The organism is Streptomyces sp. TRD_SC_5 (assembly GCF_056836825.1).
On the sequence record NZ_JBWZZS010000001.1, the window covers coordinates 5,419,463 to 5,431,071 of the forward strand.

The following is an 11,609-nucleotide window of genomic DNA, read 5'->3' on the forward strand; positions in this document are numbered from 1 at the left end:
CAACATCCGTTCGATTATTGCCCCCATGGGGTGACGTCGCCGCGGGGAGGTAGACTTAATAGTGTCTGGCCGGACGCATGCCCGCGTGTGCCCTGAGCGAACCTGTGTGGGATGCCGGGAGCGAGCGGCCAAGCGCGAACTGCTGCGCATCGTGGAGATCGAGGGCGAATGTGTCCCCGATCCTCGCGGTACGCTGCCCGGCCGGGGTGCGTACATTCACCCCGCCCCTGCCTGTCTCGCCCTGGCGGTCCGCCGCCGGGCGTTTCCCCGGGCCTTTCGGGGCCGGGCACCGCTCGACACAACGGCACTCAGCCAGTTTGTCGAGCAGGCAACAGCTACACCGTAAGAAGAGAACGGCACGGATAACCGTGCGGTCAGGTACCTCGCGAGTTGGAAGTAGGTCGAGATTGCGATGAGCACTCGATGAGTACGCGATGAGTACGCCCATGAAGTAGCGACGGTCCGGCGGTAACCCGGACCTAAAAGGAGCGAAGTGGCAAAGGTCCGGGTATACGAACTCGCCAAGGAGTTCGGTGTTGAGAGCAAGGTCGTCATGGCCAAGCTCCAAGAACTTGGTGAATTCGTCCGTTCGGCGTCCTCGACGATCGAGGCGCCGGTTGTACGCAAACTGACTGACGCACTGCAGGGTCCCGGCGGCAACGCCGGCAAGTCCGCAGCAAAGCCGGGTGCGCCTCGTAAGGCAGCGCCCGCCAAGCCGTCCGCGGCTACCCCCTCGTCTGCGCCTTCACCGGCCCAGGCGGCACGTCCCGGCGCTCCGAAGCCCGGCGCACCGGCCCCCAAGCCGGCCGCGGCCGAGGCTCCGGCCGCCACCCCCGAGTCGGGAACGGCGGCGTCCGCGCCGTCCGGCGCCCCGCGTCCGGGTCCGAAGCCCGCACCGGCCAAGCCCGCTCCGGCGGCCCCGGTGCCCGCGGCGGAGTTCTCCGCGCCCGAGCCGGCCCAGCAGACCGCGCCGGCTGCCCCCGCGCAGCCGCAGCAGGCCCCGCGTCCCGCGGGTGCCACGCCCGGCCCGCGTCCGGCCCGTCCGGCCCCGGCCGGCGGTCAGCGTGACGGTGGTGCCCGCGAGGGTGGCCAGCGTGACGCCGGCCAGCGTGACGACCGCCGTGGTGGCGAGCGCCCCGCCCGCCCCGGTGGCCAGCAGGCCCCCCGTCCCGGTGGTGCCCGTCCCGCGGGTCCCCGTCCGGGCAACAACCCGTTCACCTCTGGTGGCTCCACCGGTATGGCGCGTCCGCAGACGCCCCGTCCGGGTGGCGCCCCGCGTCCCGGCGGCGCCGGTGCCCCCGGTGGCGCCCCGCGTCCGCAGGGTGCTCCCGGCGGCGCTCCGCGCCCGCAGGGTCAGGGTGGCGCACGTCCTTCCCCGGGCGGCATGCCCCGTCCGCAGGGCGGCGCCCCGCGTCCGGGTGGTGCTCCGGGCGGTAACCGTCCGAACCCCGGCATGATGCCGCAGCGTCCCGCGGCCAGCCCCCGTCCCGGTGGCGGTCCTGGCGGCGGTGGCCGCGGTCCTGGCGGCCCCGGTGGCCGTCCGGCCGGCGGTGGCGGCGGCGGTCGTCCCGGTGGCGGCGGCTTCGCCGGCCGTCCGGCCGGTCCCGGTGGTGGCGGTGGCGGCTTCGCCGGCCGTCCCGGTGGTCCCGGTGGCGGTGGCGGCGCTGGTCGTCCCGGCGGTGGCGGCGGCTTCGGCGGTCGTCCCGGCTTCGGTGGACGTCCCGGCGGCCCCGGTGCCCGTGGTGGCACACAGGGCGCGTTCGGCCGTCCCGGCGGTCCCGCGCGTCGCGGTCGTAAGTCGAAGAGGCAGAGGCGCCAGGAGTACGAGGCCATGCAGGCCCCGTCGGTAGGCGGCGTCATGCTGCCTCGCGGCAACGGACAGACCGTCCGCCTGTCGCGCGGTGCCTCGCTCACCGACTTCGCCGAGAAGATCAACGCCAACCCGGCGTCGCTCGTCGGCGTGATGATGAACCTCGGCGAGATGGTCACTGCTACGCAGTCCGTCTCCGACGAGACTCTGAAGCTGCTCGCGGACGAGATGAACTTCATCCTCGAGATCGTCAGCCCGGAGGAAGAGGACCGCGAGCTTCTCGAGTCCTTCTCCATCGAGTTCGGCGAGGACGAGGGCGGCGAGGAAATGCTCGTCTCCCGTCCGCCGGTCGTGACCGTCATGGGTCACGTCGACCACGGTAAGACCCGACTGCTGGACGCGATCCGCAAGACGAACGTCGTTGCGGGCGAGGCCGGCGGTATTACGCAGCACATCGGTGCGTACCAGGTCGCCACCGAGGTCAACGGTGAAGAGCGCGCCATCACCTTCATCGACACCCCCGGTCACGAGGCGTTCACCGCCATGCGTGCCCGTGGTGCGAAGTCCACCGACATCGCGATCCTCGTGGTCGCGGCGAACGACGGTGTGATGCCGCAGACGATCGAGGCGCTGAACCACGCCAAGGCGGCCAACGTGCCGATCGTGGTCGCGGTCAACAAGATCGACGTCGAGGGTGCCGACCCGACCAAGGTGCGCGGTCAGCTCACCGAGTTCGGTCTGGTGGCCGAGGAGTACGGCGGCGACACGATGTTCGTCGACATCTCCGCGCGCCAGGGCCTCAACATCGAGCAGCTGCTCGAAGCCGTGGTCCTCACCGCCGACGCGTCGCTCGACCTCCGGGCGAACGCCGAGATGGACGCGCAGGGTATCGCCATCGAGGCCCACCTCGACAAGGGCCGCGGCGCCGTCGCCACCGTGCTCGTCCAGCGCGGAACGCTCCGCGTCGGTGACACGATGGTCGCGGGTGACGCCTACGGCCGAGTCCGCGCCATGCTCGACGACAACGGCAACAACGTCGAGGAAGCGGGTCCGTCGACCCCCGTCCTGGTCCTGGGTCTCACCAACGTCCCCGGCGCCGGCGACAACTTCCTGGTCGTCGACGAGGACCGTACGGCCCGCCAGATCGCCGAGAAGCGTGCTGCGCGTGAGCGCAACGCCGCCTTCGCCAAGCGCACCCGCCGGGTGTCCCTCGAGGACCTCGACAAGGTGCTCAAGGCCGGTCTGGTCCAGGACCTCAACATCATCATCAAGGGCGACGCGTCCGGTTCGGTGGAGGCTCTCGAGTCCTCGCTGCTCCAGCTCGACGTCGGTGAAGAGGTTGAGATCCGGGTCCTGCACCGCGGTGTGGGTGCGGTCACCGAGTCCGACATCGACCTGGCGATGGGCTCCGACGCCATCGTCATCGGCTTCAACGTCCGAGCTGCCGGCCGCGCCGCGCAGATGGCGGACCGTGAAGGCGTGGATGTCCGGTACTACTCGGTCATCTACCAGGCGATCGAAGAGATCGAAGCAGCCCTCAAGGGCATGCTCAAGCCGGAGTACGAAGAGGTCGAGCTCGGTACGGCGGAGATCCGCGAGGTCTTCCGCTCGTCCAAGCTGGGCAACATCGCCGGTGTTCTCGTCCGCTCCGGAGAGGTCAAGCGCAACACCAAGGCGCGCCTCGTCCGCGACGGCAAGGTCATCGCCGAGGACCTCAACATCCAGGGTCTGCGCCGGTTCAAGGACGACGTCACCGAGATCCGCGAAGGCTTCGAGGGCGGTATCAACCTCGGAAACTTCAACGACATCAAGATCGACGACGTCATCGCGACGTACGAGATGCGCGAGAAGCCGCGCGGCTAGTCCGTGTAGCTGATCCGTACAACGTCAGTCGGGGCCGCCCGGCGGAGATTATTTCCGTCGAGCGGCCCCGGCCGTTGCGTGTACGGTTCTTGTGTCCCTGCCAAGTGGTTGGCGGGGCACGACCCCGAACCGGCGGGACATCCGGACACACATGTATGTGGGGACACTGTCCTTCGACCTGCTCCTCGGCGACGTACGGTCGCTGAAGGAGAAGCGTTCCGTAGTACGCCCGATCGTCGCTGAGCTTCAGCGCAAATTCGCAGTCAGTGTGGCGGAAGTCGGCGATCAGGATGTCTACCGCAGGGCCGAGATCGGCGTGGCGGTGGTATCAGGGGAGACAGGGCATCTCACAGACGTACTGGACCGGTGCGAGCGCATGGTCGCCGCCCGGCCCGAGGTGGAGCTGCTGTCGGTACGACGGCGGCTGCACACTGACGAAGACTGAAGTTCAGCAGAAGCAGAAGCAGGAAGAGGAGACGGACCGGTGACCGACAAAGCGCGGGCCCGCAAGCTGGCCGATCGCATCCAGGTCGTGGTCGCGGAGACCCTGGACCGGCGAATCAAGGATCCGCGACTGGGGTTCGTGACCATCACGGACGCCCGGGTCACCGGTGACCTGCGGGAGGCCACGGTCTTCTACACGGTCTACGGCGACGACGAGGCGCGCGCGGCCTCCGCCGCCGCGCTGGAGAGCGCCAAGGGCGTCCTGCGTTCCGAGGTCGGCCGGCAGACCGGGGTGCGGCACACGCCGTCGCTGGCCTTCGTCGCGGACGCGCTGCCGGACAACGCGCGCACGATCGAGGACCTCCTCGACAAGGCGCGCGCCAAGGACGCGGAGGTGCGCGAGGTGTCGACGGGCAAGACGTACGCCGGCGAGGCCGACCCGTACCGCAAGCCCGAGGACGAGGACGAGGCCGAGGCCGCCGCCGAGGACCAGGGCAAGGGCGAAACCGCGGAATGAACAAGCGCACCACCACGACGCCGGACGGCCTTGTCATTGTCGACAAGCCGTCCGGCTTCACTTCGCACGACGTCGTAGCCAAGATGCGCGGGATCGCCAAGACCCGCCGCGTCGGGCACGCGGGCACCCTCGACCCCATGGCGACGGGCGTCCTCGTCCTCGGCGTGGAGAAGGCCACGAAGCTCCTCGGCCATCTCGCCCTGACCGAGAAGGAGTATCTCGGTACGATCCGGCTCGGCCAGACCACCGTCACCGACGACGCGGAGGGCGAGATCACCGCGTCCGTCGACGCGTCGGGCGTCAAGCGGGACGGCATCGACGCGGGCGTGGCCGAGCTGACCGGCGCCATCATGCAGGTGCCGTCCAAGGTCAGCGCGATCAAGATAGACGGAAAGCGGTCGTACTCGCGGGTGCGCGAGGGCGAGGAGTTCGAGATCCCGGCCAGGCCGGTGACCGTCTCGTCCTTCCAGGTGTACGACGTGCGCGCGGCGGTGGCCGAGGACGGGACGCCCGTGGTCGACCTCGTCGTCTCCGTGGTCTGCTCCTCCGGTACGTACATCCGCGCTCTCGCCCGTGACCTGGGCGCGGGCCTCGGCGTCGGCGGTCATCTGACCGCGCTGCGGCGCACCCGGGTCGGCCCGTACGGGCTCGACGCGGCGAAGACGCTGGAGCAGCTCCAGGAGGAGCTCACCGTCATGCCGATCGCCGACGCCGCCGCGGCCGCGTTCGCGCGGTGGGACGTGGACGAGCGGCGCGCGGGCCTGGTGACCAACGGCGTACGGCTCGACATGCCGGCGTACGACACCAGCCCGGTCGCGGTCTTCGGGCCCGAGGGGCGGTTCCTGGCGCTGGTCGAGGAGAGCCGGGGCAAGGCGAAGAGTCTGGCCGTCTTCGGCTGAGGTGTCGCCGGGGGCGCTGCCGGCCCCCCATCGTGGAACGGGCAGCCCGTCGGTTGCCCGCTCCACGATCCCCCCTCCCCAAGTCTCTCCACCCTGCCCCGCCGATTCACCCCTTCGGGCGGGCGCTCGGAGTGAACGGCGGGTGCACTGGGGGGCGCTTTCGCGCTGCGTCCTTCTCCTGGTGATCACTGCCGACCTACCGTCGTGACACGGGGCACGGCGGGAGGTTCGGCGATGGCGGTACGGGAGACGCCGTTGCCGTCGGCGCCGGAGGTCACCCTCGTACGGATCTGCGATCTGGCCGGGCGCCCGCGCGGAACCGGGTTCGTCGCGGACGACCGGGGCACCGTCGTCACCAGCCACGAGGCCGTCGACGGCCTGACCCGGGTCGTGCTGCACGCGCCGGGGGAACGGACCTGTCTGGCCGAGGCCGACGCCATCGTCCCGCTGCCGGAGTCGGACCTGGCGCTCGTACGGACCGAAGGGCTCGGCGTACGGCCCGTTCCGGTCGCGGCGCGGGACCGGATCGAGACGGGCACGTACGTACGGCTGGCGGCCGGTGGCTGGCGGGAAGCGCGGGTCCTCAGGCCGGTTTCGGTCACCTACACGGCGACGGACCGCTTCCACATCGTCGACCACGCCGTGGAGTTGGCGATGGGGACAGCCGGCAGTGACGCGCTACGGCTCGGCGGCCGGGCGGCGGGCGGGCCGGTCCTGGACGCGGAGACGGGTGCGGTGCTGGCCGTGCTCGGCACCGCGCTGTGTGCGGAGCAGCGGGCGGCGGGATTCGCCGTACCCCTGCGGGCGGCGGCAGCGGCGTCGCCCGACGGGCCGCTGGCGGAACTGCTGCGGCGGAACGCGGCGACGGTGCCGGGCTATGGGCCGGACCTCAACCTCGCGGGCGCGTTGCAGCTGACGGCGACGTCGGTCGGGTCGGCGGGCGGGCCGGGGGCGTGGCGGGCGGCGGTGGAACGCCCGGAGATCGCAAGGGAGTTCACCGCCTTCACCACGGCGGGCTGTGCGGTGGCGCTCGCCCTGGTCGGGGATCCGGGGACCGGGCGTACGACGGAACTCGCCGCGCTGGCGCAGCGGCGCGCCCAGGGTCCCGAACCGGCCCCGACGCTCTGGCTGCGCGGCGCCGACCTGCGGCCCGGTGACGCGTCGGTCGCGGACGCGGTGGGGCGGGCGCTGCGGCAGGCGGGGCGGATCGTCGCCGCTTCGGGGGAGCGGAGCGGCGACCCGGGGGCGGCCACACCGGAGCGGGTGGCGCGGCTGGCTCTCGAAGCGGGCAGGCCGCTGCTCGTACTGCTGGACGCCCCCGAGGAAATGCCGCCCGCACTGGCTCACCGGCTGCCGGAGTGGACCGGCGGGACGGTGAGTTGGCTGCGGGCGGCCGGGGCACGGCTGGTCGTGGCGTGCCGGGCCGAGCACTGGGAGGAGGCGGGGGCGCTGTACCCGGAGGGCGCCTTGCACTTGCCGGCGCGGCCTTGGCCGGGGCTGCCGGCGGCCGTACGGATCGGGGACCTGACCGAGGCGCAGGCGGTACGCGCCCGCGAGCGGTACGGCATCCCGGACGGAGTGCTCGCGGACGACGCGGACGCCCGGCACCCGCTGACGCTGCGGCTGCTGGCGGAGGTGCGGGAGGCGCTGCCCGGCGACGTACCCGGGCAGCCTTCGCGCGAGGACGTGTTCGGCGCGTACCTGGACCTGATGTGCCTGCGCATCGCGGTGCGGCTGGCGGCGGCGACCCGGCCGACGCTACGGGGCACGGCGGTGCGGCGGCTGGCGGCGAGGGTCTCGGGACAGGTGCACGAGGCGGCGCGGCGGTGCCTGGGGCCCGGCCAGGGCGGACTGGACCGCGAGCCGTTCGAGGAGCTGTTCCCGTGGCGTACCGGGTGGGCGTCGGCGGTACTGACCGAGGGCCTGCTGGTGCCTGCCGGGTCCGGCTACCGGTTCGCCCACGAGGAGCTGGCGGACTGGCTCCAGGGTGCGCACCTGGACGTCGACGCGGCACTGCGGACCCTGGTCCACCGCGCGCGAGAGGACGAGCCACCGGAACCGGCGGCGCACATGCCGCCGCCGCCCGGTTCGCACGCGGGGGCCGCCAACGGGCAGGCGCCCGAGGCCTCCGGTGCGGCGTGCACACCTGTGGAGCCCGGGTTCGGCTCGCACGGGGGGACCGGCGAGGTGTGCGGGCGTGTGCCGTATCCGCCGGGGGCGTTTTGCGGCGGGGCGTATGGGCAGGGGCCGCTCCACTGTGGCTCGCGCGGCGAGGCGCAGTGGTCGTCGGTGCCGCGTCATCGCATCGGACCAGTGGTGCAGGCGCTGCTGCTCATGCACCGGATGCAGGGGTCGCCCGTCTTGTCCCGCAGGCTGCTGGCCTTGGTCCGGGCGCTGGAAACCTTCCCGCACCCGTCCCCGTTCCCGGCACCGGCACCGTGCTGCCCCGGGCCCGGCGCATGTGTGGCGCAGGCACGTGAGGCCTTGTGGTGGGGGAGGCGGTTGTTGCGGGAGGTGTTGTTGCGGGTGGGGGACGCAGCGGGATACCTGGGCGTGCTCCGGGAGCTGGCCGACAGCGTCAGCCGGCGGTCGGTCCGGGACGGCGGGCCTCAAGGACCGGGCGGGACCGATGAGTTCACACCCCGGTTCTGGGAGCGGGTACGCGTCGCGGAGGGGGAGCGGGTCGATCTGCTGCGGCGGCTCCTGCCTGCCGACGGGGCGCCGGGGAGCGGACTCGTACCGCCGCAGGGGCGGTATCTCGATGCCGTGGCGCGCTTGCTCGAGGCCGCGCCACGGTCCGTGCAGCCGATGCTCTGCCGCTGGTTCGACGACGAGCGGCCGCTGCCCGCCGCCGACGACGCAGAGGTACGTCCCACCGTCGCCGGCGTCGCCCAGGCGCTGCTCTACGCCCGCCGCGCGCTCGCCGTCGACGATCTGACCGAGGCCCTCGTCGACGGCGCGCACCCCCGTGCCGACGAACTGCTCACCGCCCTCGCCGAGGACGAGCCGTCCGCGCTCTGCCGCGCCGTCGACCGCTGGTCCCACGACGACGAGCGGCCGGAGCGCCGGGTCGCCGCCGCTCTGTACGGGCTCACCGCCGCGCCGTACGTCACGACGGAAGCCGACCGCTACCTGCTCAGGTATGCCGCGCTCGCGCTGCTCGGCCGGCCGGGGGACGCCACCCTGCACGGCCCCGCTCTCGGTCTGCTCGTACGGGATCCGGACACCCGGCCCCGCTATCTGGCCGGCGCCCTGGCGGCGTTCGGCGCCGCCGGCTCGCAGTTGCCCGCCACTGCCCTCGCCGCCGCGCTCAGCACCGACCCCGAGCCCGTCCTCGCCGCCTTCCGGGCCCGCCTGGCACGCGGCGGAGAGGGCGCGGGCGACGTGCTGCGCGCGCTCGCCGACGTCAGTACGCCCGCCCTCGCCCACCGCGCCGCCACCCTTGTCCGCGAATACGCCGGCCGTCACCCCGAGGGTGCCGCGCACGCCGCCGCCTACGTGGACCGGCGCCTCGAACACGGCCCCGCCGCCCGCGCCGTCCTCTTCCCGCTGGTCATGGGCCTGCTGCGGGACCACCCCGGCCGGCTGCGGCGCGCCCTCGCCCCCGTGTTCGCCGCGCCCGGCAGCCGCGCCTCACGGCCGATGCGGGCCGAGCTGCTCGACGTACTGCTGGAGTACGAGCAGTACGGGGAGGGCGGGGGGTACGGGGAGCACCAAGCGCGGGACCTCGGAGTTCTGGAGGCGGTGCTGCTGGCCGCCGGCACCGGCGCCCGGCGCAGGGGCGAGGCCCGGACCAGGGACCTCGTACACCGCACCGGGATGCTCCTCGTCCGTACGCCCGAAGGGGCCACCCGCTTCGACCGGCTGCTGGTCGGGCTCGCCCGCGAGGTCCCCGGATTCGCGGCACTCGTCGCCGGCTGGCTGGCCGCCGCGCCGCAGGAGTGGGCGGCGGTGGTCGGGCCGAGCGCCCGCCGTACCGTCGAGAGCCTGGGCACCCCCATGCCGATGCGAGCCGCACCCCGTGGGCATGGCAGTCTTAGACCTGCGTAATCGGGTTCGAGTTCGGACGAGGAGAGCGGTCACAGTGCAGCGCTGGCGTGGCTTGGAGGACATCCCCCAGGACTGGGGACGCAGCGTCGTCACCATCGGCTCCTACGACGGCGTGCACCGCGGGCACCAGCTGATCATCGGTCGCGCGGTCGAGCGCGCGCGTGAGCTGGGCGTGCCGTCGGTCGTCGTTACGTTCGATCCTCACCCGAGCGAGGTCGTGCGCCCCGGCAGCCACCCCCCGCTGCTCGCCCCGCACCACCGCCGGGCTGAGCTGATGGCCGGGCTGGGCGTGGACGCGCTGCTGATCCTGCCCTTCACGCAGGAGTTCTCGAAGCTCTCGCCGGCCGACTTCATCGTGAAGGTGCTGGTCGACAAGCTGCACGCGCGTGCGGTCATCGAGGGCCCCAACTTCCGCTTCGGGCACCGGGCGGCCGGCAATGTGGCGTTCCTGGCCGAACTCGGTCCGACGTACGACTACGAGGTCGAGGTCGTCGACCTGTACGTGCGCGGAGAGGCGGGCGGCGGCGAGCCGTTCTCGTCGACGCTGGTGCGGCGCCTGGTCGCCGAGGGCGACGTCGAGGGCGCCTCGGAGATCCTCGGCCGGCCGCACCGCGTCGAGGGCGTCGTGGTGCGCGGCGCGCAGCGCGGCCGCGAGCTCGGCTATCCGACGGCGAACGTCGAGACACTGCCGCACACCGCGATTCCCGCCGACGGCGTGTACGCCGGCTGGCTGACCGTGGAGGGCGAGGAGATGCCCGCCGCGATCTCGGTCGGCACGAATCCGCAGTTCGACGGCACGGAGCGGACGGTCGAGGCGTACGCCATCGACCGGGTCGGCCTCGACCTGTACGGGCTGCACGTCGCCGTCGGCTTCCTCGCGTACGTACGCGGTCAGGAGAAGTTCGAGTCGATCGAGGCGCTGCTGGAAGCGATCGGGGCCGACGTGAAGCGGTCGAGCGAGCTCATCGAGGCGCACGCGGCTCAGTAGCCGCCCCCTGTGCGGGCCGGGCCGCCGCCCAGTGGCAGGCGACCTGCGCCTCGTCGCTGCCGGTCAGGACCGGCAGGAGCGTCGTACGGCAGTCGGCGGCGACGCCGGCGCTCTCCGCTTCACCCGAGGCGAGCACCTGGCAGCGGGCGTGGAAGCGGCAGCCGCCGGGGACGCGGGACGGGTCCGGGGGCTCGCCGGTGAGGACGACCGGTACCTCGCCGGACTCGGGGAGTACGGACAACAGGGCGCGGGTGTACGGGTGCTGAGGCGCCGTCAGGACCTTGTCCGCCGGCCCCGTCTCCACGATCCGGCCCAGATACATCACCGCCACGCGGTCCGCGATGTTCCAGGCGAGACCGAGGTCGTGGGTCACCACCAGTGCGGAGAGCCCGAGTTCGTCGCGCAGCGACAGGAGCAGGGCCAGGATCTCCCCGCGTACGGAGGCGTCCAGTGAGGCCACCGGCTCGTCGGCGACGATGAGTTCGGGTTCGAGTACGAGCGCGCCGGCGATGACGACGCGCTGGCGCTGGCCGCCGGAGAGTTCGTGCGGGTAGCGCAGGAAGAACCGCTCGGGGGGCCGGAGCCCGGCGCGGGAGAGCGCCCCGGCGACGGCCTCGCGCTCGTCACCGGTGTAACCGTGGATCCGCAGGCCTTCCGCCACGGCGTCGTACACCGTGTGACGGGGGTTGAGCGAGCCGCTCGGGTCCTGGAGCACGAGCTGGACGCGCTTGCGGTACGCCTTGAGGGAGCGCGAGCCGTAGTCGAGGGGCGCGCCGCCGAAGGTGACCTGGCCGGAGGTGGGCGGGACGAGGCCGAGCAGGGAGCGGGCGAGCGTGGTCTTGCCGCAGCCGGACTCGCCGACGAGCGCGACGATCTCGCCGGGCCGGATGTCGAGGTCGACCCCGTCGACGGCGCGGGCGGTGGCCGCGCCACGCCGCCCGGGGAAGGCGACGTGGAGTCCGGTGGCGGAGAGGAGTGAGGTGGTGCGCGTGGTGCGGGTGGTGGTGCTGCTGGTCATGTCTGGCTCCGGTGGGGTGG

Annotated in this window: 8 protein-coding genes; 7 read left to right on the plus strand and 1 reads right to left on the minus strand. The window is 72.7% G+C overall.

Going from position 1 to position 11,609, the window contains the following annotated elements:
• Positions 1 to 61 precede the first annotated feature (61 nt).
• The 7 genes from AC1P0E_RS24985 (at position 62) to AC1P0E_RS25015 (ending at position 10,571) form a co-directional block, all read left to right on the plus strand.
• Positions 62 to 346: a YlxR family protein gene (locus tag AC1P0E_RS24985; RefSeq protein ID WP_482744355.1), complete on the plus strand. Its 285-nt coding sequence runs from the start codon at positions 62 to 64 to the stop codon at positions 344 to 346.
• Between the two features lie 147 nt (positions 347 to 493).
• Positions 494 to 3,673: a translation initiation factor IF-2 gene (infB, locus tag AC1P0E_RS24990; protein WP_482744356.1), complete on the plus strand. Its 3,180-nt coding sequence runs from the start codon at positions 494 to 496 to the stop codon at positions 3,671 to 3,673.
• Positions 3,674 to 3,824: 151 nt separating this feature from the next.
• Positions 3,825 to 4,118: a DUF503 domain-containing protein gene (locus AC1P0E_RS24995; RefSeq protein ID WP_454379588.1), complete on the plus strand. Its 294-nt coding sequence runs from the start codon at positions 3,825 to 3,827 to the stop codon at positions 4,116 to 4,118.
• A gap of 39 nt (positions 4,119 to 4,157) precedes the next feature.
• Positions 4,158 to 4,634: a 30S ribosome-binding factor RbfA gene (rbfA, locus tag AC1P0E_RS25000; protein WP_482744357.1), complete on the plus strand. Its 477-nt coding sequence runs from the start codon at positions 4,158 to 4,160 to the stop codon at positions 4,632 to 4,634.
• Entirely contained in the window at positions 4,631 to 5,533 is a 903-nt protein-coding gene (gene truB / locus AC1P0E_RS25005) for a tRNA pseudouridine(55) synthase TruB (RefSeq protein ID WP_482744358.1), read from the plus strand. Before rbfA ends, truB begins: the two co-directional genes overlap by 4 nt.
• Positions 5,534 to 5,788: 255 nt before the next feature.
• Complete coding sequence (locus AC1P0E_RS25010) at positions 5,789 to 9,583, plus strand: trypsin-like peptidase domain-containing protein (protein WP_482745892.1); 3,795 nt, start codon at positions 5,789 to 5,791, stop codon at positions 9,581 to 9,583.
• A gap of 34 nt (positions 9,584 to 9,617) precedes the next feature.
• Positions 9,618 to 10,571, plus strand: coding sequence for a bifunctional riboflavin kinase/FAD synthetase (locus AC1P0E_RS25015; protein WP_482744359.1), 954 nt, complete (start codon positions 9,618 to 9,620; stop codon positions 10,569 to 10,571).
• Here AC1P0E_RS25015 and AC1P0E_RS25020 read toward each other — a convergent pair.
• Complete coding sequence (locus tag AC1P0E_RS25020) at positions 10,546 to 11,589, minus strand: ABC transporter ATP-binding protein (RefSeq protein ID WP_482744360.1); 1,044 nt, start codon at positions 11,587 to 11,589, stop codon at positions 10,546 to 10,548. The two genes, AC1P0E_RS25015 and AC1P0E_RS25020, sit on opposite strands and share 26 nt — an antisense overlap.
• Positions 11,590 to 11,609 lie beyond the last annotated feature (20 nt).

Excerpts from the sequence above, each read along its gene's own strand:
- truB (WP_482744358.1), top strand. The coding sequence starts at position 4,631 with ATGAACAAGCGCACCACCACGACGCCGGACGGCCTTGTCATTGTCGAC.
- AC1P0E_RS24995 (WP_454379588.1), top strand. The coding sequence starts at position 3,825 with ATGTATGTGGGGACACTGTCCTTCGACCTGCTCCTCGGCGACGTACGG.
- AC1P0E_RS25020 (WP_482744360.1), bottom strand. The coding sequence starts at position 11,589 with ATGACCAGCAGCACCACCACCCGCACCACGCGCACCACCTCACTCCTC.